The organism is Kitasatospora sp. NPDC088779 (assembly GCF_040685395.1).
In the GTDB taxonomy this organism is placed as follows: Bacteria; Actinomycetota; Actinomycetes; order Streptomycetales; family Streptomycetaceae; genus Kitasatospora.
The window spans coordinates 12,643-38,348 of sequence record NZ_JBFBHW010000071.1 but is presented as its reverse complement, the minus strand read 5'-3'; the positions used below and the strand labels follow the sequence as shown (position 1 = coordinate 38,348).

Annotated in this window: 28 protein-coding genes; 13 read left to right on the top strand and 15 right to left on the bottom strand. The window is 71.8% G+C overall.

The window, feature by feature from the left end:
* A partial coding sequence (locus AB0P03_RS37800) for an acyl-CoA dehydrogenase family protein (protein WP_363633222.1) occupies positions 1 to 206 on the bottom strand: 206 nt, incomplete at its 3' end.
* A gap of 181 nt (positions 207 to 387) precedes the next feature.
* Between AB0P03_RS37800 and AB0P03_RS37795 the strand changes: the two genes are divergently transcribed.
* The 3 genes from AB0P03_RS37795 to AB0P03_RS37785 all read left to right on the top strand — a co-directional run bounded on the left by AB0P03_RS37795 (position 388) and on the right by AB0P03_RS37785 (position 3,322).
* Complete coding sequence (locus AB0P03_RS37795) at positions 388 to 1,725, top strand: UDP-glucose/GDP-mannose dehydrogenase family protein (protein WP_363588024.1); 1,338 nt, start codon at positions 388 to 390, stop codon at positions 1,723 to 1,725.
* A 113-nt stretch (positions 1,726 to 1,838) separates the two neighbouring features.
* Positions 1,839 to 2,852 (top strand): HNH endonuclease, encoded by a 1,014-nt coding sequence (locus AB0P03_RS37790; RefSeq protein ID WP_363633220.1) that lies wholly within the window; start codon positions 1,839 to 1,841, stop codon positions 2,850 to 2,852.
* 56 nt (positions 2,853 to 2,908) lie between these two features.
* A complete protein-coding gene (locus tag AB0P03_RS37785) occupies positions 2,909 to 3,322 on the top strand; it encodes a CoA-binding protein (RefSeq protein ID WP_363633225.1) in 414 nt (137 codons plus the stop codon).
* A 10-nt stretch (positions 3,323 to 3,332) separates the two neighbouring features.
* Here AB0P03_RS37785 and AB0P03_RS37780 read toward each other — a convergent pair whose 3' ends face one another.
* From AB0P03_RS37780 to AB0P03_RS37770, 3 genes are read right to left on the bottom strand one after another with little or no spacing between them, the layout of a single operon-like run.
* Positions 3,333 to 4,538: a dipeptidase gene (locus AB0P03_RS37780; RefSeq protein ID WP_363633218.1), complete on the bottom strand. Its 1,206-nt coding sequence runs from the start codon at positions 4,536 to 4,538 to the stop codon at positions 3,333 to 3,335.
* A 33-nt stretch (positions 4,539 to 4,571) separates the two neighbouring features.
* The gene (purE, locus tag AB0P03_RS37775; RefSeq protein ID WP_063349101.1) at positions 4,572 to 5,108 is read right to left on the bottom strand and encodes a 5-(carboxyamino)imidazole ribonucleotide mutase; all 537 of its coding nucleotides are present in this window, start codon (positions 5,106 to 5,108) and stop codon (positions 4,572 to 4,574) included.
* Positions 5,105 to 6,244, bottom strand: coding sequence for a 5-(carboxyamino)imidazole ribonucleotide synthase (locus tag AB0P03_RS37770; RefSeq protein WP_363588030.1), 1,140 nt, complete (start codon positions 6,242 to 6,244; stop codon positions 5,105 to 5,107). Before AB0P03_RS37770 ends, purE begins: the two co-directional genes overlap by 4 nt.
* Positions 6,245 to 6,490: 246 nt before the next feature.
* Here AB0P03_RS37770 and AB0P03_RS37765 point away from each other — a divergent pair, with 246 nt between their 5' ends.
* Complete coding sequence (locus AB0P03_RS37765; protein WP_363588032.1) at positions 6,491 to 7,066, top strand: GtrA family protein; 576 nt, start codon at positions 6,491 to 6,493, stop codon at positions 7,064 to 7,066.
* A gap of 53 nt (positions 7,067 to 7,119) precedes the next feature.
* Here the strand turns inward: AB0P03_RS37765 and AB0P03_RS37760 are convergent, their stop codons facing one another.
* Together AB0P03_RS37760 and AB0P03_RS37755 are read right to left on the bottom strand one after the other, a co-directional pair.
* On the bottom strand, positions 7,120 to 8,364 hold the full coding sequence (locus AB0P03_RS37760) for an ATP-binding protein (protein ID WP_363588083.1): 1,245 nt from the start codon (positions 8,362 to 8,364) through the stop codon (positions 7,120 to 7,122).
* 63 nt (positions 8,365 to 8,427) lie between these two features.
* The gene (locus AB0P03_RS37755; RefSeq protein WP_030290974.1) at positions 8,428 to 9,102 is read right to left on the bottom strand and encodes a response regulator transcription factor; all 675 of its coding nucleotides are present in this window, start codon (positions 9,100 to 9,102) and stop codon (positions 8,428 to 8,430) included.
* A 329-nt stretch (positions 9,103 to 9,431) separates the two neighbouring features.
* Here AB0P03_RS37755 and AB0P03_RS37750 point away from each other — a divergent pair, with 329 nt between their 5' ends.
* The 3 genes from AB0P03_RS37750 to AB0P03_RS37740 all read left to right on the top strand — a co-directional run bounded on the left by AB0P03_RS37750 (position 9,432) and on the right by AB0P03_RS37740 (position 14,031).
* On the top strand, positions 9,432 to 10,940 hold the full coding sequence (locus tag AB0P03_RS37750) for an oligopeptide:H+ symporter (protein ID WP_363588034.1): 1,509 nt from the start codon (positions 9,432 to 9,434) through the stop codon (positions 10,938 to 10,940).
* Positions 10,941 to 11,048: 108 nt separating this feature from the next.
* A complete protein-coding gene (locus AB0P03_RS37745; protein ID WP_363633216.1) occupies positions 11,049 to 13,064 on the top strand; it encodes a prolyl oligopeptidase family serine peptidase in 2,016 nt (671 codons plus the stop codon).
* A gap of 139 nt (positions 13,065 to 13,203) precedes the next feature.
* Positions 13,204 to 14,031, top strand: a complete 828-nt coding sequence (locus tag AB0P03_RS37740) for a hypothetical protein (protein ID WP_363588038.1) — start codon at positions 13,204 to 13,206, stop codon at positions 14,029 to 14,031.
* A 57-nt stretch (positions 14,032 to 14,088) separates the two neighbouring features.
* On the opposite strand, the gene AB0P03_RS37735 is transcribed toward AB0P03_RS37740, so the two are convergent.
* From AB0P03_RS37735 to AB0P03_RS37725, 3 genes are read right to left on the bottom strand one after another with little or no spacing between them, the layout of a single operon-like run.
* Positions 14,089 to 14,211, bottom strand: a complete 123-nt coding sequence (locus AB0P03_RS37735; RefSeq protein WP_363588040.1) for a hypothetical protein — start codon at positions 14,209 to 14,211, stop codon at positions 14,089 to 14,091.
* Complete coding sequence (locus tag AB0P03_RS37730) at positions 14,208 to 14,462, bottom strand: hypothetical protein (RefSeq protein ID WP_363588041.1); 255 nt, start codon at positions 14,460 to 14,462, stop codon at positions 14,208 to 14,210. The genes AB0P03_RS37735 and AB0P03_RS37730 overlap by 4 nt, the downstream gene beginning before the upstream one ends.
* Entirely contained in the window at positions 14,459 to 14,827 is a 369-nt protein-coding gene (locus tag AB0P03_RS37725) for an ATP-binding protein (RefSeq protein ID WP_350877349.1), read from the bottom strand. The genes AB0P03_RS37730 and AB0P03_RS37725 overlap by 4 nt, the downstream gene beginning before the upstream one ends.
* 285 nt (positions 14,828 to 15,112) lie before the next feature.
* On the opposite strand from AB0P03_RS37725, the gene AB0P03_RS37720 reads away from it, so the two are divergent.
* Together AB0P03_RS37720 and AB0P03_RS37715 are read left to right on the top strand one after the other, a co-directional pair.
* Positions 15,113 to 15,973: a helix-turn-helix transcriptional regulator gene (locus AB0P03_RS37720; protein WP_363624649.1), complete on the top strand. Its 861-nt coding sequence runs from the start codon at positions 15,113 to 15,115 to the stop codon at positions 15,971 to 15,973.
* The gene (locus tag AB0P03_RS37715) at positions 15,966 to 16,166 is read left to right on the top strand and encodes a DUF397 domain-containing protein (RefSeq protein WP_363624647.1); all 201 of its coding nucleotides are present in this window, start codon (positions 15,966 to 15,968) and stop codon (positions 16,164 to 16,166) included. Before AB0P03_RS37720 ends, AB0P03_RS37715 begins: the two co-directional genes overlap by 8 nt.
* A gap of 174 nt (positions 16,167 to 16,340) precedes the next feature.
* Here the strand turns inward: AB0P03_RS37715 and AB0P03_RS37710 are convergent, their stop codons facing one another.
* Positions 16,341 to 17,618, bottom strand: a complete 1,278-nt coding sequence (locus AB0P03_RS37710) for a helix-turn-helix transcriptional regulator (protein ID WP_363633214.1) — start codon at positions 17,616 to 17,618, stop codon at positions 16,341 to 16,343.
* 197 nt (positions 17,619 to 17,815) lie between these two features.
* Between AB0P03_RS37710 and AB0P03_RS37705 the strand changes: the two genes are divergently transcribed.
* From AB0P03_RS37705 to AB0P03_RS37695, 3 genes are all read left to right on the top strand, one after another.
* Positions 17,816 to 18,004 (top strand): transposase, encoded by a 189-nt coding sequence (locus tag AB0P03_RS37705; protein ID WP_363624643.1) that lies wholly within the window; start codon positions 17,816 to 17,818, stop codon positions 18,002 to 18,004.
* Positions 18,005 to 18,053: 49 nt separating this feature from the next.
* Positions 18,054 to 18,221 carry a hypothetical protein gene (locus tag AB0P03_RS37700; protein WP_363588048.1) on the top strand — a complete coding sequence of 56 codons (168 nt, stop codon included), beginning with the start codon at positions 18,054 to 18,056 and terminating at the stop codon, positions 18,219 to 18,221.
* A 247-nt stretch (positions 18,222 to 18,468) separates the two neighbouring features.
* Positions 18,469 to 19,182 carry a class I SAM-dependent methyltransferase gene (locus tag AB0P03_RS37695; RefSeq protein ID WP_363588049.1) on the top strand — a complete coding sequence of 238 codons (714 nt, stop codon included), beginning with the start codon at positions 18,469 to 18,471 and terminating at the stop codon, positions 19,180 to 19,182.
* Positions 19,183 to 19,282: 100 nt separating this feature from the next.
* On the opposite strand, the gene hutI is transcribed toward AB0P03_RS37695, so the two are convergent.
* From hutI to hutU, 4 genes are read right to left on the bottom strand one after another with little or no spacing between them, the layout of a single operon-like run.
* Positions 19,283 to 20,458 (bottom strand): imidazolonepropionase, encoded by a 1,176-nt coding sequence (gene hutI / locus AB0P03_RS37690; RefSeq protein ID WP_363633212.1) that lies wholly within the window; start codon positions 20,456 to 20,458, stop codon positions 19,283 to 19,285.
* 33 nt (positions 20,459 to 20,491) lie between these two features.
* Positions 20,492 to 21,871 carry a formimidoylglutamate deiminase gene (locus AB0P03_RS37685; protein WP_363588053.1) on the bottom strand — a complete coding sequence of 460 codons (1,380 nt, stop codon included), beginning with the start codon at positions 21,869 to 21,871 and terminating at the stop codon, positions 20,492 to 20,494.
* Positions 21,862 to 23,043, bottom strand: coding sequence for an allantoate amidohydrolase (locus AB0P03_RS37680; protein WP_363633224.1), 1,182 nt, complete (start codon positions 23,041 to 23,043; stop codon positions 21,862 to 21,864). Before AB0P03_RS37680 ends, AB0P03_RS37685 begins: the two co-directional genes overlap by 10 nt.
* Before the next feature lie 17 nt (positions 23,044 to 23,060).
* Positions 23,061 to 24,728: a urocanate hydratase gene (gene hutU / locus AB0P03_RS37675; protein WP_363588055.1), complete on the bottom strand. Its 1,668-nt coding sequence runs from the start codon at positions 24,726 to 24,728 to the stop codon at positions 23,061 to 23,063.
* A 437-nt stretch (positions 24,729 to 25,165) separates the two neighbouring features.
* Between hutU and AB0P03_RS37670 the strand changes: the two genes are divergently transcribed.
* Entirely contained in the window at positions 25,166 to 25,351 is a 186-nt protein-coding gene (locus tag AB0P03_RS37670) for a hypothetical protein (RefSeq protein ID WP_363633210.1), read from the top strand.
* Position 25,352: 1 nt separating this feature from the next.
* Here the strand turns inward: AB0P03_RS37670 and AB0P03_RS37665 are convergent, their stop codons facing one another.
* Complete coding sequence (locus tag AB0P03_RS37665) at positions 25,353 to 25,676, bottom strand: hypothetical protein (protein ID WP_363588061.1); 324 nt, start codon at positions 25,674 to 25,676, stop codon at positions 25,353 to 25,355.
* Between the last annotated feature and the right edge of the window lie 30 nt (positions 25,677 to 25,706).

Genomic DNA, 25,706 nt, shown 5'->3' with positions numbered 1-25,706 from the left:
AACTCCTCCGGCACGTGCACCGCATGCAGATCACTCCCCCGCAACGCGTCCAACGCCTCCTGCGGGAACCGCCCCTGCTCATCCACCTCCGCCGCAAACGGAGCGATCTTCGCCTCGGCCAGCGAACGCACCGCCTCACGGAGCATCTCGTGCTCCTCGGAGATACGGAAGAGATCGAAGTCAGCCGCCCCTGCGCTGCCCGCCATGATGCCCGCCTCGTCCAGTGATCGAAGTCAATCCGGGGTTAACTACCGTTCAGTAGAGATCCTAGGGCTCCGACCTGCGGCTGCCTAGCGTCCCCGGCGCACAGGCGATCGAGGCCGGATCCGTCGGGGCGGATAGCATCAGAGGCACCCGTACAGGTCGAGTCCGCACAAAGGGGAACCCGTGACCCTCCGCATCTCCGTGATCGGCACCGGCTACCTCGGTGCCACGCACGCGGCCGCGATGGCCGAGTTCGGCTTCGAGGTGCTGGGCCTGGACATCGACCCCGACAAGATCGCCACGCTGACCGCCGGCCGCGTCCCGATGTACGAACCGGGGCTGTCCGAGCTGCTGCTCAAGCACGTCGCCGGGCACGAGGGTTCGACCGGCCGGCTGCGCTTCACCAGCTCCGTCCAGGAGGCCGCGGAGTTCGGCGACGTGCACTTCGTCTGCGTCAACACCCCGCAGCGCAAGGGCGAGTTCGCCGCCGACATGTCGTACGTCGACACCGCGATCGACGGCCTCGCCCCGTACCTGACCCGCCCGGTCCTGGTGGTCGGCAAGTCCACCGTGCCGGTCGGCTCGGCGAGCCGGCTCGCCGAGCGGCTGGCCGCGCTGGCACCCGTCGGCGCGGGCGCCGAACTCGCCTGGAACCCGGAGTTCCTGCGCGAGGGCTTCGCCGTCCAGGACACCCTGCGCCCGGACCGGATCGTCGTCGGCGCCCACAGCGAGCGCGCCGAGCAGCTGCTGCGCGAGGTGTACGCCGAGCCGATCGCGGCCGGGGTGCCGTTCCTGGTCACCGACTACGCGACCGCCGAGCTGGTGAAGGCCGCCGCCAACTCCTTCCTGGCCACCAAGATCTCCTTCATCAACGCGATGGCCGAGGTCTGCGAGGCGGCCGGAGCCGACGTCACGCTGCTCTCCACCGCGCTCGGGCACGACGAACGGATCGGCCGCAAGTTCCTCAACTCCGGCCTGGGCTTCGGCGGCGGCTGCCTGCCCAAGGACATCCGGGCGTTCATGGCCCGGGCCGGCGAACTCGGCGCCGACCAGGCGCTGACCTTCCTGCGCGAGGTCGACTCGATCAACATGCGCCGCCGCTCCCGGATGGTGGAGCTGGCCCGCGAGCAGTGCGGCGGCGGCTTCCTGGGCCGCCGGGTGGCCGTCCTCGGCGCCGCGTTCAAGCCCAACTCGGACGACATCCGGGACTCCCCCGCGCTCAACGTCGCCGCCCAGATCCAGCTCCAGGGCGCCCAGGTCACCGTCTACGACCCCAAGGCCGTCGACAACGCCCGCAAGATGTTCCCCTCGCTCGCCTACGCCGACTCGGCCCTGGAGGCCGCCGAGGGCGCCCACGTCGTCCTGCACCTCACCGAGTGGGCCGAGTTCCGCGAGCTGGACCCGGCCGACCTCGGCGCCGTGGTCGCCGAGCGCCGCCTCCTCGACGGCCGCAACGTCCTGGACGCCGACGCCTGGCGCGCCGCCGGCTGGACGTACCGCGCCCTCGGCCGCCCCAGCTGACGCCTGGCCGACACTTCCCGCGCCCGCCCCCAGGCCCCTGGGGGCGGGCGCGTCTGGAATTCCGCCCTCCGTTCTGAAGTTACGCCTCCCGTTCGACCGACCCGGAGCACGCGATGACGACAGAGTTCTACCGGCGAGAGCCGACGCCACGCACCGCCTGGCGACAGGCCGTCCTGATGGGCCGCAACGCCCGCACGTACAAGTTCGCGCTGGGATCCGCCCTGCTGGAGTGCGCGGCCGCCGGACACACCGAGGTGCCGCTGCAGGAGCTGGCCGAGCCGTACTCCATGGCTCTGGTCACCCGGTTGCGCGACGCCCCGCAGGCACCGGCCATGGGCGGGGACGACGACTTCCTCGCCGTCTCCGCGCAGGAGACCGACGAGTGCCTGGCCGCCGGACGCCCTACCGAGCGACTCCTCCAAGCCGCCTGCAAGTCGATGCCGGACATGGTCATGGACCGGTTCCACAACCTCGCGGGCGGCACCGAGGTCGCACACCGCTTCTACGAGTTGTCCGGGCGTGGACGGGATCGCGTCGTCCTGCTCACTCCCGCCCTCCAGCAGATCGCGATGTCGGAGCAGGCCGCCGGGCTACGGACGGAGTTGGCGGCACGCTGGAGCATCGTGGAGTCCGCCTTCGCCCTGGGCATCGGCCGAGGCCTGCTCGCCGACGAGCTCGATGTGGACGTGGAGCAGTGGCTCCTCATGGACCGACGCCGCCGCCGACCCGTCACCGGGGTCATCGACGCCCTGATCGGCTTCCAGTACGGACGTTGCCTGATCTGCGACGAGCCGATCACCGCCGAGGACAAGGCCGCCGTCGACCACGTCTTCCCGTTCTCACTCATGAGGCGATTCGACTTCGTGCCGGGCGGGTCGCAACCGGACCTGGACCGCCCGTGGAACCTCGCCCCGACCCACGGGGCGTGCAACAGCGCCAAGAGCGACCGCTGGCCGACCCCTGAGGAGCTCAACCGGCTGGCCCGTCGCAACGAGGCCGTCATGAACTCCCCGGTCCGGCTGAAGGACAACCTGCGGGCGAGCCTCAACCACGCGAAGCTCGGCTCGCGCTCGCCGGGCAGCCGCTGGCCCGCCTTCATCCGCCAGGTGCAGGCGTACTTCGACTGACCTCTCCGTACGGGGCTCGCGGGAATCCGGCGCCCGTGGTCGTCGTTGGCACCGGCATGACGAGCTACGGCGACGACGCGACGGTTCGCGAGATCCTCACCGGCACCGGCGACACCTGGGCGGTGGTCGGCCTGTCCGACAACACCGCCCGGGCCGCCTACGGGGTGGCCGGGGTGCTCCAGCGGTACGGCAAGCGCGTCGTGCCGGTGCACCCGAAGGCCGAGACGGTCCTCGGCGAGCCCGGCTACGCCTCGCTCGCCGAGATCCCGTTCCCGGTCGACGTGGTGGACGTGTTCGTGAACAGCGCGCTGGCCGGGGAGGTGGCCGACCAGGCGGTGGCGGCCGGGGCGAAGGCCGTCTGGTTCCAGCTCGGGGTGGTGGACGAGGCCGCGTACGCGCGGACCAGGACGGCCGGGCTGTCCATGGTGATGGACAGGTGCCCGGCCATCGAGATCCCGCGGCTCGGCTGAAACAGGAGCGTCAGCCGTCCAGCTGCGCGATGGTCGCGATGGACGGCCGGCGGCTGGCCCGCAGCCCGGCGGCGACGGACTCGGCGTCGCGCAGGACGCGGACGGCGTTGTGCCAGGTGAGCTTGGCGAGGTCGGCCTCGGACCAGTTCCGGCGCAGGAGTTCTGCGATCAGGTTGGGGTAGCCGGCCACCGAGCCCAGGCCGTCGGGCAGGAAGGCGGTGCCGTCGAAGTCGCCACCGATGCCGATGTGGTCGATGCCGGCGACCTCGCGCAGGTGGTCGAGGTGGTCCGCGACGGTGGCCGGGGTGGCGATCGGGCGCGGGTTGGCGGCCTCGAAGGCGCGCTGGCGCTCCATCGCGGGCGGGGTGGTGTCGAGCGGGTGGAAGCCGTGGGCGCGCATGTTCTCGTCGGCGGCGAGGGTCCACTCGATGGCGGCGGGCAGGATGAACTTGGGCACGAAGGTGGCCATCGCCACGCCGCCGTTGGCGGGCAGCTGGGCGAGCACGTCGTCCGGGATGTTGCGCGGGTGGTCGCAGACGGCGCGGGCGGAGGAGTGCGAGAAGACGACCGGCGCCTCGGTGACCCGCAGGGCGTCGCGCATGGTGTCGGCGGAGACGTGCGAGAGGTCGACGAGCATGCCGAGCCGGTTCATCTCCCGGACGACCTCCTCGCCGAACCGGGTCAGCCCGCCGGCCGCCGGCTTGTCGGTGGCGGAGTCGGCCCACGGCACGTTGTCGTTGTGGGTGAGCGTCAGGTACCGCACGCCGAGCTCGTGGAGAGCACGCAGGGTGGCGAGCGAGCAGTCGATGGAGTGGCCGCCCTCGGCGCCCATCAGGGAGGCGATCCGGCCTTCGGCGCGGGCGGCCTCCATGTCGTCGGCGGTGCGGGCGAGCCGGAGCCGGTCGGGGTAGCGCTCGACCAGGGCGTGGACGAAGTCGATCTGTTCCAGGGTGGCGCTCACCGCGTGGTCACCGGCCAGCCGGGTCGGCACGTAGACGGACCAGAACTGCGCGCCGACCCCGCCCTCCGCGAGGCGGGCGAGGTCGGTGTGCAGGCGGTCGCTCTGGTCGGCGGCGAGGTCGACCGCGCCGAGGTCGTACCCGGCCTGCTCGCGCATCGCCCACGGGAGGTCGTTGTGGCCGTCGACCACGGGGGCGGTGCGCAGCAGGGCCCGGGCGCGGTCCAGCGGGGTGGGGGTGTCCTGAGCGGTAGTCATACCGGCTGTTCTACCCCACCCCCACCACCGGGGTTACTTGCCGAAGCCGAAGGAGGAGGAACCGGCCACCTTGGCGCGGAGCTTCTTGCCCTTCTCGGTGGCCTGGTTGTTCAGCTCGGCCTGGAAGTCGGTCATCCGCTCGGTCAGTTCGGGGTCGAACGCGGCCAGCATCCGTACGGCGAGCAGGCCGGCGTTGCGCGCGCCGGCCACCGAGACGGTCGCGACCGGGACGCCGGCCGGCATCTGGACGATGGACAGCAGGCTGTCCATGCCGTCCAGGTAGCGCAGCGGCACCGGCACGCCGATGACGGGCAGCGGGGTGACGGAGGCGAGCATGCCCGGCAGGTGGGCGGCGCCGCCGGCGCCGGCGATGATGGCCTTGAGGCCGCGCCGGTGGGCGTTCTCGCCGTACGCGACCATCTCGCGGGGCATCCGGTGCGCCGAGACGACGTCGACCTCGTAGGGGATCTCGAACTCGTCGAGGGCCTGGGCGGCGGCCTCCATGACGGGCCAGTCGGAGTCCGAGCCCATGACGATGCCGACGAGCGGGCTCGAAGGGGAGGAGGTCATTCGGTGATCGTTCCTCGCAGGTAGGCGGCCGCGTGGCGGGCGCGCTCGCGGACGTCGTCGAGGTCGTCCCCGAAGACGTTGACGTGGCCGACCTTGCGGCCGGGCTTCACGTCCTTCCCGTACATGTGGATCCGCAGGCCGGGGTCGCGGGCCATGCAGTGCAGGAAGGCGTGGTACATGTCCGGGTAGTCGCCGCCGAGGATGTTGACCATGACGGTCCACTTGGCGCGCGGCCGGGGGTCGCCGAGCGGGAGGTCGAGGACGGCCCGCAGGTGGTTCTCGAACTGCGAGGTGACGGCGCCGTCCTGGGTCCAGTGCCCGGAGTTGTGGGGGCGCATGGCGAGCTCGTTGACGAGGATCCGGCCGTCCCTGGTCTGGAACAGTTCGACGGCGAGGTGGCCGGTGATGCCGAGGTCGCCGGCGATGCGCAGCGCCAGCTGCTGGGCCTCGTCGGAGAGGGCCGGGTCGAGGTCGGGCGCGGGGGCGGTGACCTCGGCGCAGACGCCGTTCTCCTGGACGCTCTCCACCACCGGGTAGGCGACGGCCTGGCCGCTGGGCGAGCGGACGACGTTGGCGGCGAGTTCGCGGACGAAGTCGACCTTCTCCTCGGCGAGCACCGGGACGCCGGCCAGGAACGGCGCCTGCGCGTCCTCCTCGCCGGCGACGACCCAGACGCCCTTGCCGTCGTAGCCGCCGCGGACGGTCTTCAGCACGACCGGGTAGCCGGAGCCCTCGGCGGCGAAGGCGGTGACGTCGGCCGGGTCGGCGACGATCCGGTGCCGGGGGCAGGGCACGCCGATGGCGTCGAGCTTGGCCCGCATGACGCCCTTGTCCTGGGCGTTGACCAGCGCGTCCGGGCCGGGCCGGACGGCGATGCCGTCGGCTTCCAGGGCCCGCAGGTGCTCGGTGGGGACGTGCTCGTGGTCGAAGGTGATCACGTCGCAGCCGGCCGCGAAGCGGCGCAGCGTGTCGAGGTCGCGGTAGTCGCCGAGGACGACGTCGGAGACCACCTGTGCGGCGGAGTCCTGGGGCGTGTCGGCGAGGAGTTTGAACCTGACCCCGAGCGGGATGCCCGCCTGGTGTGCCATGCGGGCCAACTGCCCGCCGCCGATCATGCCCACCACTGGAAAATTCACATTGCCCGGGGAAGTCACCCCGCCAGGATATCCGGGCCGGTCGGGGGCGGTGGAACCGCTGGGGTGGGCTGGACGTCCCAGTCAACCCGGAGCCCTGGGGGCTGAGCCGTTCGGTGGAAGCGGGTAGCCTGGACGGCTAGGTCCTGGTCTGCGCAGTCCGATCATGTGCGTGCACGCAGGGCTCAAGGGGTGGACGCGTCCACGCGATCCGCTCTTCGACCCGCAGGCACATGGAGGCAGCCCGGTATGGCGACGACCGCAGCTTCGAGCCCTTCGCTCTCGCAGAAACTGCGGGGGCTGTCAGGCGAAGTGGTGAAGTTCGGCCTGGTCGGCCTGAGCGGCGTGGTGGTCAACTTCGCCGTGTTCTGGGTGTGCCTCAACGGGCTGGGCCTGGCCTCGCTGCGGTCCAACATCGCGGCGACGCTGATCGCCATCGCCACCAACTACCTGGGCTACCGCTACTGGCTGTACCGGGACCGCGACGCCGCCTCGCGCAAGCGGGAGATCACGCTGTTCCTGGTGTACAGCGGCATCGGCATGCTGATCGAGACCGGGGTGCTCGGCTTCTCGGTGTACGTGCTCGGCCTCGACTCGCACTACGAGCAGCTGGGCGCCAAGGTGGCCGGCCTCGCGGTGGCCACCGTGTTCCGCTTCTTCTCGTACCGGACCTGGGTGTTCAAGGCGCTGCCCGAGCCGGTCGCGCAGGAAGCGAGCGGCACCGGCGACACCAGCGGCACCAACGACACCAGCGGCCAGGAGCTGGCCGCCCAGGCCGAACTGATGCTGGCCGCCGAGCAGATCCGCTACGCCAAGGCCGAGTAGCCGGCCGGCCGTCCGCTCTGGACGGCCGCACTCCCGACCGTGCCCGCCCCGGCTCAGTCCGCGTGGCTGCGGCCGAGGAAGAGCGCGAACACCGCGGGCTTCAGCGAGAGCAGTTCGAGCCGCCCGCCGTCCGCCTCCGCGAGGTCGCGGGCGACGGCCAGGCCGATGCCGGTGGAGTTGCGGCCGCTGACGGCGCGCTCGAACACCCGGTTCCCGAGGTCCGGCGGCACGCCGGCGCCCTGGTCCTGCACCTCGACCACCACCGAGGTGCCGGAGGGCCGGACCCGCAGGGTGATCGTCCCGGCGCCGTGCATCAGCGAGTTCTCGATCAGGGTGGCCAGCACCTGGGCGACGGTGCCCGGGGTGCCGACGGCGGTGACCCCGTGCAGGCCCTCCAGGGACAGCACCCGGCCGGTCTCGCGCAGCGACGGGCCCCACTCCTCGACCTGCTGCTTGATCACCTCGTCCAGGTCGAAGGCCACCGCGGTGGGGCTGCGCGGGTCGCGCTGGGTGGTGAGCAGCCGCTGGACGACGTCGGTGAGCCGTTCGACCTGCTGGAGGGCGATGGTCGCCTCCTCCTTGACGGTCTCCGGCTCCTCGGCGAGGGCGGTGATCTCCTCCAGCCGCATGGAGAGCGCGGTGAGCGGGGTGCGCAGCTGGTGCGAGGCGTCGGCGGCGAGCCGGCGTTCGGCGGTGAGCATCCGGGCGATCCGCTCGGCGCTGGTGTCCAGCACCTCGGCGACCCGGTCGAGTTCGGGCACCCCGTAGCGGCGGTCGCGGGGGCGCGGGTCGCCGGAGCCGAGCCGTTCGGCGGTCTCGGCCAGGTCGGTGAGCGGCCGGGCGAGCCGTTTGGCCTGCCAGACGGCGAGCGCCACGGCGGCCTGGACGGCCAGCAGGGCGACGACGCCGAGCAGCAGCAGCATGTTGGCGATCTCGTGGTCGACGTCCGCGCGGGACTGCTCGACGGTGACGACCTCGCCGCTGTTGCCGCGTTCGACGGCCTTCAGCAGGTGGCCGCCGGCCAGGCGTTCGCCGCTGGAGACGACGTCCTGGCCGGGGATCTGCACCTCGACGTAGCTGCCCTCGGTGACCTGGTTGTCGAAGGCCCGGCCGGTGACCGGCTCGCCCGCGGAGAGCCGGTTCTCGACCAGGGCGAGCACCCGGACGGCGGACGCGTCCACCCGGTCCTGGGCCGAGTTGACGATGGTGCGCTTCTCGACCAGGGCGAGCGGCACGCAGAACACCACGACCACCACCAGGACGACGCCCAGCAGCGAGTTGATCATCCGGCGTTTCACGCTGCCGCTCCCCGAGGTGCTCCGCTTCATCGGCCGACTCCCGGCCGCGTTCTCCGTACGGGGCTAATTCTTCTCGAACCGGAACCCCACTCCGCGCACGGTGGCGATGTACCGCGGGTTCGCCGCGTCGTCACCGAGCTTCTTGCGGAGCCAGGAGATGTGCATGTCCAGGGTCTTGGTGGAGGTCCACCAGGTGGTGTCCCAGACCTGCCGCATGATCTCCTCGCGGGTGACCACCCGGCCGGCGTCCCGGACGAGGACGCGCAGCAGCTCGAACTCCTTGGCGGAGAGGGTGAGCTCCTCCTCGCCGAGCCAGGCGCGGTGGGACTCGATGTCGATCTTCACCCCGTGCGCGCCGGTGGTGAGCTGGTCGACGTTGCCGCGCCGGAGCAGGGCGCGGACGCGGGCGAGCAGTTCGGCCAGGCGGAAGGGCTTGGTCACGTAGTCGTCGGCACCGGCGTCGAGGCCGACCACGGTGTCCACCTCGTCCGCGCGGGCGGTGAGCACCAGGACGGGGCAGCTCTTGCCGTCGGCGCGCAGGCGACGGCAGACCTCCAGGCCGTCCATCTCGGGCAGGCCGAGGTCGAGGACGACGAGGTCGACCTCCTCGGTCAGGCCCGCGGCCAGTGCGGTCGGACCGTCCTCGCGGACGAGCACCTCATAGCCCTCACGTCGCAGGGCTCGGGCGAGCGGTTCGGAGATCGCCGGATCGTCCTCGGCGAGCAGCACACAGGTCATGTGGTGATGGTAGTCCGCCCGGGTATGGCGGACTGCCTTGTGAGGTAGTTCACAGAGCGTGATCGTTACACAAGAGCCCCTCCAGGCTCAACACGCCGTCGCAGACCGCCCGTTCGGCGAAGAATCCGGCCTCCAATCTTGAAATTGAAGGGAAATTTGCCCGTCTACCATGGATAGATCGGGCAGATCTGTCACGGACTTTGCCATTCCCATACCTGATTCGTGGCTTTTGTCATCTGATAACGCTAAATATCGCCACGTAGAGTGGTTCCGTCCACGTCCGCCGCCACCCCCCTTGGCGGACGCTGTCAGGCAAGGAACCCCTACTCATGGCGTCTACCACCCTGGAAGCCGGCCTCACCCCGGCCTCGCCCAGCGGCAAGACCTTCCTCGGTCACCCCCGAGGGCTCGCCACGCTCTTCCTGAGCGAGATGTGGGAGCGCTTCAGCTACTACGGCATGCGCGCCCTGCTGGTGCTCTACATGACCGCCTCCGTCACGGACGGCGGCCTCGGCATGAAGCTGGCGACCGCCGGCGCCGTGTACAGCGTCTACACGGCCATGGTCTACCTGCTGGCCCTCCCGGGCGGCTGGATCGCCGACCGCTTCCTCGGCGCCCGCAAGACGGTCGCCATCGGCGGCACGATCATCATGCTCGGCCACTTCCTGCTGGCCGTGCCGTTCACCGGCGCGTTCTTCGCCGGTCTGGTCTGCATCGCGGTGGGCTCGGGCCTGCTCAAGGCCAACATCTCCACGATGGTCGGCCACCTCTACGACGGCCCGAACGACCCGCGCCGCGACGGCGGCTTCACGATCTTCTACATGGGCGTCAACCTCGGCGCCTTCTTCGCCCCGCTGGTGGTCGGCACCGTCGGCCAGAAGGTCGACTGGCACCTGGGCTTCGCCCTGGCCGGCATCGGCATGGCGCTCGGCCTGCTCCAGTTCCTGCTGGGCACCCGCCACCTGAGCCCCACCAGCGACATCGTGACCTCGCCCATCGGCGCGGACGAGAAGCGCAAGATCTTCCGCAAGGCCGGCATCTGGCTGGCCGCGGCGGTCGTCTTCTACGGCATCGTCGTCTCCACCGGCCACTTCACCATCGACTGGGCCGTCTGGCCGCTGTCCATCGCCGGCCTGGCGATCCCCTTCTTCGTGTTCGCCAAGGTGAAGCGCGACAAGGACCTCAGCGCCGACGAGCAGTCCAAGATGAGCGGCTACATCTGGTTCTTCGTCGCCGCCGCCGTGTTCTGGATGATCTACGACCAGTCCGGCTCGACGCTGAACGTCTTCGCCAAGGACCACACCGCCTCGACGCTGTTCGGGATCAACTTCCCGTCCAGCTGGTTCCAGTCGCTCAACCCGCTGTACATCATGGCGCTGGCCCCGGTCTTCGCCTGGCTCTGGGTCGCCCTGGCCCGCCGGTCGAAGAACCCCAGCACCACCATGAAGTTCGCCTTCGGTCTGCTGATGATCGGCGCCTCCTTCATGGTCATGATGCTGGCGATGGCCGCCGCCACCGGCGACACCAAGGTCACCCCGCTGTGGCTGGCCATGGTCTACCTGGTCCAGACCGTCGGCGAGCTCGCCCTCTCCCCCGTCGGCCTGTCCGTGACCACCAAGCTGGCGCCCGCCAAGTACGCCAGCCAGATGGTCGGCGTCTGGTTCCTCGCCGTCACCGCCGGTGACTGCGTGGCCGCTATCTTCCAGCTGGTGCTGGGCGACAAGGTGGTCGGCAGCAGCTGGTACTTCGCGGTCCAGGGCGGCATGGCGATCGTCGCCGGCCTCGCGCTGGCGATGTACCGCAAGCGGGTCGTCACGCTCATGGGCGACGTCCACTGACGCTCACGCCCGCCCGCTCCGGGGCCGCCGCGGATTCCTGAGATCCGCGGCGGCCCCGGCCGTTTCCCCCTCGACAGCGCCGCGCCGGCCGTGCCTATGGTGCCCGGCATGACGACCGACCCGTTACCGCGCCAGCTCGCCCGCACCCGGTGCTTCACCCTGGGCGCCCCCGCCCACCCGGGCATCACCGCCGACGGCGCCGCCGTCCTGTTCCTGCGCAGCCGCGGCGGCACCGACCCGCTCGCCTGCCTCTGGGCGCTCGACACCGCCACCGGCCGGGAACGGCTGGTCGCCGACCCGGCCGCGCTGGGCGCCTCCGGCGGCATCGCCGCGTACAGCACCGACGCCACCGGTCGGCTCGCCGCCTTCGCGCTGGACGGCACGCTGTGGCTGGCCGACACCGCCTCGGGTTCGCTCCGCCCGCTCGCCTCCGCCGAGCAGCCGGTGGATCCCCGCCTCGACCCGACCGGCCGCCGGATCGCCTACGTCAGCGGCGGCGTCCTGCGGGTGGCCGGTGCGGACGGTACGGGCGACCGGGCGCTGGCCGAGCCGGAGGCCGAGGACGTCGGCTACGGCCTCGCCGAGCACGTCGCCTCCGAGGAGATGCACCGCACCCGCGGCCACTGGTGGTCCCCCGACGGCACCGCCCTGCTGGTCGCCCGGGTCGATGCCGGTGCGCTTACCCGGCTCTTCCTGGCCGACCCCACCGACCCGCAGCACCCCCCGCGCGCCATCCGCTACCCGCTGGCCGGCACCGCCAACGCCGACGTCACGCTCTGGCTGCTCGGGCTGGACGGCCGCCGCACCCGCACGGAGGTCCGCTGGGACCGCGCCGCCTTCGAGTACCTCACCGCCGCCGGCTGGGACGACCACGGCCCGTACGCCGCCGTGCAGAGCCGCGACCAGCGCACCGTCCGTACGTTGGCGATCGGGGCGGACGGGGACACCCGGGTGCTCGCCGAGCGGACCGACCCGCGGTGGGTCGAACTGCTCCCGGGACTGCCGGTGCGGACGGCGGGCGGGGCGCTGGTCGACACCGCCGACCTCGGCGACACCCGGCACCTGACCGTGAACGGCGAACCGGTCACCCCGGAGGCGATGCAGTTGCGGGCCGTCGTCGGGGTGGAGGGCGAGCGGGTGCTGTTCACCGCCTCCGACGAACCCACCGAGACCCACCTGTGGACGTACGAACCGGGCTCCGGCGTACAAAGGCTGAGCAGCGGGCCCGGCGTACACGGCGGCGTCGAGCGCGGCGGCACGCTGGTCCTCACCACCGACGGCCGCGCCACCGTTCTGCGGGAGGGCCGCCCGCCGCTGCCGCTCACCTCGTACACCGAAGCGCCCGTCGTCACCGCCCGCCCCGAGCTGCTCCGCCTCGGCCCGCGCGAACTGCGCGCCAACCTCTTCCTGCCCACCGGCCACCATCCCGGCGGCACCCCGCTGCCCGTCCTGCTCGACCCGTACGGCGGGCCCGCGATGCAGAAGGCCACCACCGGCGGCGCCTGGCACGAGCAGGTGTCCCAGTGGTTCGCCGACCAAGGCTTCGCGGTGCTGGTGGTGGACGGCCGCGGCACTCCGGGGCGCGGGCCGCACTGGGAGAAGACGGTCTACGGCGACAAGGCCGGGCCCGCCCTCGAGGACCAGATCGAGGGCCTGTGGGAGACGGCCCGGCTGCGGCCGGGAGTGCTCGACCTCGACCGGGTCGGCATCCGCGGCTGGTCCTACGGCGGCTACCTCGCCGCGCTCGCCGTGTTGCGGCGCCCGGACGTCTTCCACGCCGCGTCGGCCGGAGCTGCCCCCACCGACTGGCGGCTCTACGACACCCACTGGCAGGAGCGCTTCCTCGGCCACCCCGACGAGCACCCCGAGCACTACGACAGCGGCTCACTGATCGCCGAGGCGCCGAAGCTGAGCCGCCCGCTGCTTCTGATCCAGGGCCTCGTGGACGACAACGTGCACCCCGCCCACGCCCTGCGGCTGTCCAGTGCCCTGCTCGCCGCCGGCCGCCCGCACGAGGTCCTGCCGCTGCGCGCCACCGGCCACCGGCCGACCGACGAGGCCGTGGTGGAGCACCTGCTCCGGCACGAACTGGAGTTCTTGCGGCGGTCGTTGGGCGTGGGCTGAGCGGCGCCCGTACGACCCGACGCCGCAGCCTGGTCCCCGCCGCATAGAGACCACCTGACCGCGCAGGAAAGCCGATCTGCCTGTGGACCAGGCCTTGGGGAGCGGCTCCGACCCCGCCGGGCATCGCTACCGTTGCCCGATGACGGATCTGCGCCGGGTACCGGTGGACGAGGTGCTGGGACGTGTCGAGACGGCCTTGGGGACGCGACTCGACAGGGCAGCGGTGGTCCGCAAACGCCGATCCGTGGGAGCAGGCACGGCGCGTGGCACGTGGGTACGCATCGAGCGGCGGGGGCTCGACCGGATCGGCGCCCAGGGCGGGGACGGCACCCCCTCCGCCGAGGCCCTGCACGGTATCGCGAAGCCCGCGTGGCTGGCCGGCCTCGCCTGGCGGGACGAGGCCGAGCCGGTGATGTGGCGGGCCGACGAGACCGAACTGCTGCCATCCACCCCAGCGGGGTCCGCAGTCGTGGCCGAGGAGCCCCGGCTGCCGCCCGGATGGTGGTCGGAGCTGAACGCCTCTCTCGATGCGCTCGCCGGCCAGCGGACGAATCGGATCGCCACGCCGGACACGGAGACCATCACCCAGGAGCTGGTGGCTCAGACGATCCGTCAGGTGTTCCCGGACGTCGATGCCACGGTGAGCGGGTGGTGTCCGGCGCACGCGGACCTGAACTGGGCGAACGTGACAGCGCCCGAGTTCTGCCTCTTCGACTGGGAGGACTGGGGCATGGCCCCACGTGGCCTGGACGCTGCCACCCTGTGGGCGGCGTCGCTTGCCGTACCGGCGCTGGCCGATCGCGTTCGCGTCGAGCGGAGCGGCGACTTCGCGAGCCGGGACGGCAAGCTGATGACCTTGTTCGTCGCGGCGAAGATCCTCGGGCCGTACGCGCATCCCGAGGACCCGCGCCTTGAGGGCGCCCGCGTGTTGGCGGAGCAGGTGGCGAAGGAGCTTCAGGCGGACTGACGCAGAGCGGGCAACCGCGCGACCCTCGCCCTGGGTGGGCGAGGGCCTTCGCGTGTTTCAGCGCTGCTCGTCGCGCTCCTCGGGGCGGGGCATCTTGAGGGTCGCGAGGACGCCGAGGGCTACGGTGGCGATCGCGAGGGCGAGGAGGGCGAGGAGGATCGCGCCGATGAAGAGCTTCACTGGCGCCACCCCTCGTCGTCATCGTCCAGGTCGCGGAGCAGGTGGAGGAGGTTGAGCAGAGTGCTGACCGGCGCATTCCCGAAGTCGATCAGGATGCGGCCGTCGAGGGTCGTTTCGCCGGGCGAGGCGGATCCCCAGAGGAGCCCGTGCGGCAGGCCGCGCCTGTGCAACTCGCCCAGGAGGTCCATGATGTGGGGCTTGGTGTAGTCGCGCATCCGGGAGTCCTCCGGAACGACGGGGTCGCGGGTCACGCGAGGGAGTCCAGCTCCAGCTCGTACCAGATGGTTTTGCCACGCTTCTGCGGGTCGACGCCCCAGCGGCGGGTGAGCCCGGCGACGAGCTGGAGGCCCCGGCCGGACTCGGCGAAATCGGCGGGGGTTCGCTGCCGGGGGAGGGCGTCGCTCTCGTCGGAGACGGTGACCCGGAGGGTGCGGCCGAGGACGGAGAACCAGACGACGGGCGCGGGGGTGTCGCCGTGCCGCCAGGCGTTGACGATGAGCTCGCAGAGGGCGAGTTCGGCGTTGAAGATGGCGTCGGCGTCCCAGCCGCTGCGGGTCATGGCGTCCCGCAGGGCCTGCCGGGAGAGGGTGAGCGAGGGGGTGTTACGGGTGCACACGGGAACCTCCGTGAGGCTGTGGCGTGGGGAGAGGTGGTGACGGTCGTCGCCGTGAGCCAGGCCGAGGCGGCGTCTGCTCTTCGGCGTGCGGGCAGCAGGCGCCTACTGCCGTGCATGCAGGCATTACTGACGATCCGTCGGATCAAGCCAGAAACGACAGTAGCGCATCCGCTCTTTAATTAAAGCCAAACGGGAGAAGGTTCCTCCTCACGAGGGAAGAAGTCCGGATGGATCCACAGGCGCCCGGCGCGGCACACTGGCCTCTGCACCGGCAGAGAGGACGCCATGCCCCTTCGAGTCCCCACCCTCCGTCAGCGACGACTCGGCGCCGAACTGCGAAGGATGAGAGAGCAAGTCGGCTTCGGCGGCAGCCACCTCGCCCGTCTACTCGGCGTGACTCCCGCCCTGGTGAGTCAGATGGAGATCGGGAAATCAGCCGTCACCGTGGCGCGTCTGCACGAGATCGCAGAGGCCTGCATGTGCGCCAATGCGCCCTTGGTCGAAGCGCTTGCCGACATGGCCAGGGAGCGAGACTCGGCCTGGTGGGACGAGTATCGAGCGGCACTCGCGGCCGCCCCGATCGATGTGGCAGAAATCGAAGGTCACGCGAAGAGACTCAAGAGCTTCACCATTGGCATCATCCCGGGACTACTTCAGACGAACTCGTATGCGACTGCGGTGTTCGCGAGCGGTTTCACCCCTCTCCCGGATCGCGAGATCGGCCGCCGAGTGAACTTCCGCCTACGGAGACAACAGATCATCCGGTCCGGCGAAACGCCTTACATGGCGCTCATCCACGAGGCGGCGTTGCGCATCCAGTACGGCGGGCCTGTGGTGCTCAGAGACCAGCTCGATGCACTCGTCAGCGACTCCCATCTTCCCGGCGTCTCACTGCGAGTCGTGCCCTTTGCTACGGCCGACTTCCCTGGCCCCAGTGAGAATCTGATCTATGCGGAGGGACCAGTGCCCGAGCTGGACACGGTCCAGGCTGACTCGTCGCACGGGTCCCACATCTTCGACTCGCCCGCCCAACTGGCGGGCTACCGCGCAATCTTTGAGCGCATCGAAGCTGTCGCGCTCCCGGAACGCGAGTCGCGAGATCTTATTCGCTCGATCACGAAGGAAATGAACGGCAAGTATGAATAGCACCGAGTGGCAGAAGTCCAGCTTCAGTGAAGCGGCCAACAACTGCGTCGAGATACGTGCGCTTGACGGGCTGGTCGAACTCCGGGAGTCCGATGAGGGCGACGTCATCGTCCGCACCACCCGCCTCAAGCTCGCCGACTTCCTCCGGGGCGCCAAGGCCGGCGAGTTCGACCACCTCACCACCGCCCCCTGAACGAATCGTTCCGGCGGCCTCTTGCTCCCCGCAAGAGGCCGCCGGTAGAGAGGATGCGGCCAAGCTGGCAGAGCCGGGTTCCACCTGCGGCCAGAGGATGCACTCTTGACCGTTGCCGCCGGACGCCGCTGATCGATTTCGCCACCAGCGTCCACCCCGCAGGGGCCGTCATCCCTATGCGACGCCTGTGCGCGCCGCAAGCTCCCGCACGCCGGGCACCGTGACCGGCGCGTACAGCAGGTCCGCTGTGAGCGCCCGCAGAGCAGGCCGGCGCACCTCCTCCGGGGCGACCTGCTCGGTGAACCGCAGCAACGTGAACGTCTTGCGGTGGGCGCCGAGGCGGTGCCACATGCGCGCACAGTCCGTGCCGTACCGAGCCCGGCGCTCAGCGGTCGGCAGCTGGCCTGGCGCGATCCGCGCCGCATACGGCACGCCCTCGTCGGGGGTGCCCAGCGCCGTGTGTACACCGATCCAGTACAGGTCCACCTGGGCGCTGGTGGCGTCGACCGTGAACAGCGGGGAGCCAGGCAGGAACCTGGCGCTGGTCAAACGGTCGACGGCGTCCTCGGCACCCGCCATGAGGTCGAGGGCCGCACCTCGGCGCTGTCCGCATGCAGCCGTGTAGGCGGCCGTCATCAGCAGGGTCGCCGCCACAGCCCCGGACACGTCGCCTTGGCCCTGCGAGAGCGAGTGTGCGGTGCGACGCAGGAGATCGACGGCGGCGGCCGGGCGTCCGGAACGCCGCATCGTGATCGCCAGAACCCGAGCCGCCTCTCCGTGCACCACCGGGTCTCCGCTGGCCTGGGCCGCCGCCAAAGCCCGGTCCGCTGCCGGCCACGCGACATCGGAGTGAGCTTTCAGCGCGAGCTCCGTCGCCAGCACCCAGGCGCGGGCTACACAGGCATGGGCCTCCTCACGGGACCGGCCGGACAAGGCCTCACGGGTCGCGTGCGCCGAGCCCAACAAACCGGGCAGGAAGTCGCTGAGGTTCTGGTAGCGCGCCGCCGTGAAATGTGCGCGCGCCGAGGTCAGCGACGCCTTGATCTGCTGCAACGACATGGGTGCGGACGGTTCGGGTTCGTACAGGGCCCCAACGATCCGGGCCGACGCGTCCGGACGCGCGGCAGCAACCGAGGCGGAGGGAAGCGCGGACACCCCAGCTGCCGCCATGCCGGCCACGAGCAGCTGCCTGCGGAGCATGGCGTCCTCCTGATCCAGGGTCACATCCCGTGCCAGCGTAGCCGGTCGGCCCAGCCCAATGGCGTCAAGAGGCAGGTCCAACGTCTGGGCGATCCGCAGAAGCGCCTGCTCGGCCGGCCGGAGCGCGCCCGCCTCAACCCGGCTGATCGCGGACGCGGAGTAGCCACACGCCCGGCCCAGCTGGGTCTGAGTCATACGCCGCGCACACCGAGCGGCCCTGATGACCGCCCCGAGCTGACGTTGCCGTGACATGGCGTTGCCTTTCGACTGCGCGGAGTGTCCACCGTATCGACAGGACAGCGCCCCCAGGCAGGGCGTGCACGAGGTGTGCGGGGCACGCACACGGCATGCGGGAGCCCCCGGCGGCATCCGTGTCTGGACCCGCAGCCGGGTTTCCTGGGTGACGCCCGGCCGGCGCACTTCTGCCACTCCATCCTGAGGGAGACGTCATGAGCAGCGTCCTGCTCGACAAGCCCGTCACCGAGACTGAACCCGCCACCGCCCCGACGCCCAGTACCCTGCTGGAGCGGGCCGACGAGCCGAGTGCCCGCGCCTGCCCGGTCTGCGGATCGAGCGCCACCTACCAGACCATGGACGGCCGATGGGGCTGCACCGCGTGCGGCTCCACCTGGGCCTGACCCCGGGGAGGATCCGATGGCGGACTGCACGCAGTGCTCTGCTCCCGCAGTGATCGAGGATCTCGACGTACACCCGCCACAGCCCTGGTGCCTCGGATGCGCGACCACCCTCGTACGAGCCGGCGATCCGGTCATCAACTACCGCTCGCTCAACGGTGAGTGCGACTACGAGCGTGTCTTGGCCGGTGGCAGCACCCAGGTCCTGCGCTTCGGCTGACAGGTCGAGTACAAGGACGACGGCACCGTGCTGCGCACCGCCCAGCTCATCGCAGCGGACGGTTGGGACGTGGACCTGCCGCTGTGGGCGGATGCCGCCAAGTGCAGCCCCTGCCACCCCGGCAACGACTCGCACTGACGGGATAGTTGCGGTGGCCCCAGGCTCAGTCCGGGGCCACCGCGACCCGGAAGGGTGGAGTTCACCCGAACCCCTGCGCCGGCGCACACCGGGCGCGAGGATGACCCGGGTGACGACCACCCCCTCTCGTACCCAAGCTGTCGCGCCGGACCTCTGGCACCACTACGGCCGCGCCCGCGCCGACACGGAGCGGACCGTCCCCGGCGCCTTCCACTGGGTCTGGGCCCAGGACGGCGGGCCAGGAGTCGAGGTGCTGGGGGACTTCACCGGCCTCGTCGTGGCCGACCTCGGCGCGGGCGCCGCCCGTCATGCCGCCCACCTCGTCACCCACTACGCTCCGGCTCGGGTCGATGCCGTCGATGCCTCCCCCGCGCAGCACGCGATGGCCTGCGACCTCTACGGCCACCTCGCACCGCACCTGCGCACGGTACGCGCCGACGCGACCGCGCACCTGGAGGAGCATCCAGACGAGTACGACGTGCTCTACTCCGTGTTCGGCAGCCTCGACTTCGCCGACCCCCGCCGACTGCTTCCGGCCGCTGCCCGCGCCCTTCGACCCGGCGGACTGCTGGCCGCCTCCACTCTGGGCCACTACCTCGGTGGTGCCCCCGCTGAACCGGACGTCCAGCACGCCGACGTTCCGGCCCGCACCACGGACGGCGCCCCGGCAACCATGCGCCGCTGGGTTCTCCAGGAGACCGTCTGGACGAAGCTGTTGGACGAGTCGGGGTTCACGAAGATCAGTGTCGACCGGCTCCCTCCTGCCGTACCGGGTGCACGCGCTGCCGACACCCTGCTTGTCTGCGCCTACCGTCAGCCCTGATGACCCCGGGAGAAGTTGGCATCGGGGCCTGCTGGCCCTTCCGCCGCCACCTGAGCAGGACGGCCCCCGGGGGCACGGGGGCCGTCTACGGTCCCCGGGCTCAGACCTCCCGGACGCCCGCGCGCCAGACCGCCGCCGTCAGTGGCACGCCCGGGCGGTAGGCCAGGTGGACGTGCGAGGGCGCGTCCAGCAGCAGCAGGTCCGCCCGGGAGCCGACCGCGACCGTCCCGACGTCGCCGCGACGCAGCGCGTGCGCACCGCCCGCTGTCGCCGCCCAGACCGCCTCGTCCGGGGTCATGCCCATCTCCCGGACCGCGACCGCGATGCAGAACGCCATCGAACTGGTGAAGCTGGAACCCGGGTTGCAGTCCGTGGAGAGCGCCACCACGGCCCCCGCGTCGAGCAGCCGCCGCCCGCTCGGGTACTCGGCGCGGGTGGAGAACTCCGCACCCGGCAGCAGCGTCGCGACCGTCGCCGACCCCGCCAGCGCCGCCACGTCCTCGTCCGTCAGGTGGGTGCAGTGGTCCGCCGAAGCGGCCCCCAGCTCCACCGCGAGCTGCACGCCGGGCCCGTACGTGAGCTGGTTGGCGTGCACCCGGGGGGTGAGGCCGCGGGCGATGCCGGCGGTCAGGACCGCCCGCGCCTGGTCGCCGTCGAAGGCGCCCTGCTCGCAGAACACGTCCACCCAGCGGGCGTGCGGGGCGCAGGCGTCCAGCATCTCGCCGGTGACCAGGTCGACGTACCCGGCCGGGTCGTCGGCGTACTCGGGCGCGACCACGTGCGCGCCCAGGTACGTCGTCTCCGGCGTGTGCCGCGCCGCGATCCGCAGCGCCCGCGCCTCGTCCTCGACCGTCAGCCCGTAGCCGGACTTGCACTCGATCGTGGTGGTGCCCTGCCGCAGCGCCTCCCGGACGAACCGGGCCAGGTTGGCGTCGAGTTCGGCGTCGCTCGCGGCCCGGGTGGCCGCCACCGTGGTGCGGATGCCGCCCGCCGAGTAGGACTGCCCGGACATCCGGGCGTTGAACTCGGCGGTCCGGTCGCCCGCGAACACCAGGTGGGCGTGCGAGTCGACGAAGCCGGGCAGCAGCGCCCGCCCCTCGGCGTCGAAGCGCTCGTCCGCGGCCGGGGCCTGCGCCGCCGGGCCGACCCAGGCGACGGTGCCGCCGTCCAGCACCACGGCCGCGTCGGTGAGCAGGCCGAGCGGCCCGGTGCCGTGCCCGGGGTCGTTGGTGACCAGGCTGCCGATGCCCGTGATCAAGGTGGTCCTGCTGCTCAAGACGAAGCCTTCCGGGGGAAGTTGGAGAACGACTCAGTGGTCCAGGGCGCCGATCGAGTCCCGCAGCGCGCCCGGCACGTCCGCGACGAGCTGGTGCACGCCGTCCCGGACGATCTGCCGGCCGCCGACCACGACGTGCCGCACGTCGGCCGCCGAGGCTGCGAAGACGGCGGTCTCGGCGCCGAGGCGGGGCGGCGGGCCCGCGGTGCGCACCGAGTCCAGGGCGATGACGGTGAAGTCGGCGAGCGCGCCGGCCTCGACCCGCCCGGCCTCCGGCCAGCCGAGCGAGGCGTGCCCGTCCTCGGTGCCGGCCCGCAGCAGGAGGTTGGCCGTCCAGTGCCCGCGGGTGCGGGTGCGCAGCCGCTCGTTCAGCTCCAGGGCGCGGGCTTCCTCGAACGGGTCGATGACGGCGTGGCTGTCGCTGCCCAGGGTGACCGGGCAGCCCGCCGAGGCGAGCCGGCGGGCCGGGCCGATGCCGTCCGCGAGGTCCCGCTCGGTGGTGGGGCACATGCAGATGGTGGTGGAGGTGTCGGTGAGGAGCCGGACGTCCTCGTCGGTGAGGTGGGTGGCGTGCACGGCCGAGGTGCGCGGGCCGAGCACGCCGTGGTCGGCGAGCAGCCGGGTCGGGGTGACGCCGTGCGCGGCGAGGCAGGCGTCGTTCTCGGCGGTCTGCTCGGACAGGTGGACGTGCAGCGGTGCCTCGCGCACCGCCGCCCACTGCGCGACGGTGCCCAGTTGCTCGGCCGGGACGGCCCGCACCGAGTGGACGGCGGCGCCGATCCGGGCGTGCTCGCGGGGCTTGAGCGCGTCCGCCCGCACCGCCCAGGCCTCGGCGTCGCCGTCGCTGAACCGCTGCTGCGGCCTGGTCGGCTCGGCGCCGAAGCCGGCGGACAGGTAGCAGGTGTCGAGCAGGGTGATCCGGATGCCGGCCCGGGCGGCGGCCTCGATCAGCGCCTCGCCCATCGCGTTGGGGTCGTCGTAGCGGGCGCCGCCGGGGGCGTGGTGCAGGTAGTGGAACTCGCCGACGGCGGTGACCCCGGCCAGCGCCATCTCGGCGTAGACGGCGGTGGCGAGCGCCAGGTAGCGGTCCGGGTCGAGCGCCCCGGCGAACCGGTACATGGTGTCGCGCCAGGTCCAGAAGGTGCCGGAGCCGACCTGGACGTGGCCGCGCAGCGCCCGGTGGAAGGCGTGCGAGTGGGCGTTCGCCTGGCCGGGCAGCAGCAGCCCGTCGAGGCGGACGGCCCCGGGCGGGCAGGGCCCGCTGTCCGGGGTCACCGCGGTGATCCGGCCGCCGGGGCCGACGGTGATCAGCACGTCCGGCTCGACCACCGGCCCGTTGTCGTACGGCAGCCAGGCGTGCTGCGCCCAGTACGCCACCGGCTCGGTCCCCGAGGTCAATGGGCTCAGCGACACGCCAGGTCCTCCAGTACGTCGGCGAGGGCGGCGACCCCGGCCAGGCAGTCGGCCTCCTCGGCGTGCTCGGCCGGGGAGTGCGACACCCCGCTGGGGTTGCGCACGAACAGCATGGCGGTCGGGACGGCCGACGCCAGGATCCCGGCGTCGTGTCCGGCGCCGGTGGGCAGCACCGGGGCGTCCAGCAGCTTGGCGAGCCGGTCGCGCAGCGGGCCGTCGAAGTCCACCACCGGGGTGTAGGACTCGCGGGTCAGGTCGACCCGGACGCCGTCGCGCCCGCCGCGCTCGGCGGCGGCCTGCTCGATCTCCTCGACCAGCGCGGTGAGCGTCGCCTCGTCGGCGGCCCGGGAGTCCAGCCAGCCGCGTACCAGCGAGGCGATCGCGTTGGTGCCGTTGGGTTCGACCGCGACCTTGCCGAAGGTGGCCAGCGCGCCCGCCTGCCGGGCCTTCTTGCGGGCCGCGAGCACGGTGTTGGCGTACGTCAGCATCGGGTCGCGGCGGTCCTCGATCCGGGTGGTGCCGGCGTGGTTGGCCTCGCCGTGGAAGTCGAACCGCCAGCGGCCGTGCGGCCAGATCGCGCTGGCCACGCCGACCGGCCGGTCCTCGGCGAGGAGGCGGCCCTGCTCGACGTGGAGTTCGACGAAGGCGCCGATCCGGGCCAGCCGGTCGTCGTCCGCGCCGATCGCGCCCGGGTCGTAGCCGGCCCGCTCCATCGCGTCGGGCAGCCGGACGCCGTCGGCGTCGCGCAGCTCGTACGCGGCCTCGCGGGAGAGCACGCCGGCGGACAGGCGGGAGCCGATGCAGGCCACGCCGAACCGGGCACCCTCCTCGTCGCCGAAGTTGGTGATCGCCAGCGGACGGGTGAACTCGGCCCCGCGTGCGCGGAGTTCGTCCAGGGCCGCGAAGGAGGAGACCACGCCGAGCGGGCCGTCGAAGGCGCCGCCGTCCGGGACGGAGTCCAGGTGCGAGCCGGTGACGACCGCCCCGCCCGCGTTCGGATCGCCCAGCCAGGCCCACTGGTTGCCGTTGCGGTCCAGCTCGTAGGCGAGGCCGCGGTCACGGGCCTGCTGCTCGAACCAGGCCCGGCACTCGGCGTCGGCGGAGTTCCAGGCGAAGCGGCGGTAGCCGCCGGAGGCGGCGGAGCGGCCCACGGGGAGCAGCTCCGCCCACATCTCTTCGAACGAGGACGTCACAGCTCACCCATCGGGACGCGGACCCCGCGCTCGGCGGCGACCTCGGTGGCCCGGTCGTAGCCGGCGTCCACGTGCCGGATCACGCCCATGCCCGGGTCGTTGGTGAGCACCCGGCGGATCTTCTCGCCGGCCAGCGCGGTGCCGTCGGCGACGGTGACCTGGCCGGCGTGGATCGAGCGGCCGATGCCGACGCCGCCGCCGTGGTGGATGGAGACCCAGGACGCGCCGGAGGCCACGTTGACCATGGCGTTGAGCAGCGGCCAGTCGGCGATCGCGTCCGAGCCGTCCAGCATCGCCTCGGTCTCCCGGTACGGGGAGGCGACCGAGCCGCAGTCGAGGTGGTCGCGGCCGATCACGATCGGCGCGGACAGCTCGCCGGAGGCGACCATGTCGTTGAAGCGCTCGCCGGCCTTGTCGCGCTCGCCGTAGCCGAGCCAGCAGATCCGCGCGGGCAGGCCCTGGAAGTGCACCTTCTCCTGGGCCATCTTGATCCAGCGGTGCAGCGACTCGTTCTCCGGGAAGAGGTCGAGGACGGCCTTGTCGGTCTTGTGGATGTCCTGCGGGTCGCCGGACAGCGCCGCCCAGCGGAACGGGCCCTTGCCCTCGCAGAACAGCGGCCGGATGTACGCGGGGACGAATCCGGGGAAGGCGAACGCGCGGTCGTAACCGGCCAGTTGGGCCTCGCCGCGGATCGAGTTGCCGTAGTCGAAGACCTCGGCGCCCGCGTCCTGGAAGCCGACCATCGCCTCGACGTGCCGGGCCATCGACTCGCGGGCCCGCTGGGTGAACTCGGCGGGCTTGGCCGCCGCGTAGTCCGCCATGTCGTCGAAGGCGACGCCCACCGGCAGGTAGGCGAGCGGGTCGTGGGCGCTGGTCTGGTCGGTGACGATGTCGATGGGCGCGTCCATCGCGAGCAGCTGCGGGACCAGCTCGGCGGCGTTGCCCAGCACGCCGATGGACAGCGGCTGCCGCTTGTCGCGGGCGGCGGTGGCCAGCTCCAGCGCGTGCCCGAGGTCCTTGGCCTCGACGTCCAGGTAGCGGTGCTCGATCCGGCGGGCGATCCGGGACGGGTCGCAGTCGATGCAGATCGCCACGCCGCCGTTCATGGTGACGGCCAGCGGCTGGGCGCCGCCCATCCCGCCGAGGCCGGCGGTGAGGGTGATGGTGCCTTCCAGCGTCCCGTTGAACCGCTTGTTGGCGACGGCCGAGAAGGTCTCGTAGGTGCCTTGCAGGATGCCCTGGGTGCCGATGTAGATCCACGAGCCGGCGGTCATCTGCCCGTACATGGTGAGCCCGAGGCTCTCCAGCCGGCGGAACTCCTCCCAGTTGGCCCAGTCGCCGACCAGGTTGGAGTTGGCGATCAGCACCCGCGGCGCCCACTCGTGGGTCTGCATGACGCCGACCGGCCGCCCGGACTGGACCAGCATGGTCTCGTCCTGCTTCAGCCCCTCCAGCGTCCTCACCATGGCGTCGAACGAACGCCAGTCCCGCGCCGCCTTGCCCGTCCCGCCGTACACGACCAGCTTCGACGGGTGCTCGGCGACCTCCGGGTCGAGGTTGTTCATCAGCATCCGCAGGGCCGCCTCCTGCTGCCACCCCTGCGCCGTCAGCCCCGTCCCCCGCGCCGCCCTGACCTCACGCGGCCCGCTCGCCTGCTGCACCATGTCCCGGCCTCCCTGCGGATGGATTCATTCAGATTCAGCTCGACTGAATATATCCAAACAATCACCTCCCGACCAGACCCCGAACCCATCCGATCAGCGTCCACGTCGGTACGCCCGCCAGCCGTACCCTGAGGCCGGAAACACCAGCCACTCGGGTCAGCAGAGGACGTCATGGCGACCATCCCCGTACTCCCCGGCAGGCTCCGCCACGCAGCAGGGGCGACCGAGCGGAGCACCGGACTGCGGGTCGAGATCATCGGAGGCACCCTGCTGCTGCCTCCGCCCCGCCGGGGCAAGCACGCCGGCACCGTGCGGCAGCTGCGCGAACGGATCGGATCACGACTGCCCGGCCTCGGGGCCTACGAGGCGGCATCCATCGCCTCTCCAGGCGACGAGGACGACCACGCGACGCCCGACCTGGTCGCCCTACCCGCGCGGTGGGAGAACCAGCATTCCTCCCGGTCGACCCCCGCAAGGGTGTCTGGACGCTTCGCACCCACCCCCGCGACGGCGAGTACCAGGGCGTGCTGCACGGCAAGTACGGCGAGCCCGTCCCGCTGCCCGTCCCGCTGCCCGCCGAACTGGACACCTCCGCACTGCCGCCGTACGCACCCCGCGCCTGAGTCAGGCCGCGGCGTCACCGTCCCAGTCGATGCCGATCTCGGCGAGCCAGCGGCGGTCGGCGGCGTCGGGGGCGGGCGGGGTCGGCGGGCGGGGGATGTTCTGGACCGGGCCGAGGCCGTACTTCTCGGCGGCCGCGGCGGCGGTGCGGGCGTCGGGTTCGATGACGCCGACGTGCACGGCGGACTCGTCTCCCGGGTCGAGGACGGTCAGTTCGGGATCGGGCAGGCGCCGCAGGGTGACACGGCGTCCGCAGGTGGGGCAGGACCATTCGTCGACACCCGAGGCCAGGCGGGCGACGAACTTCATCTCGTGGATCACGCGCATGGGCGGCACCCCCTGCTGTAGGGGATGCCC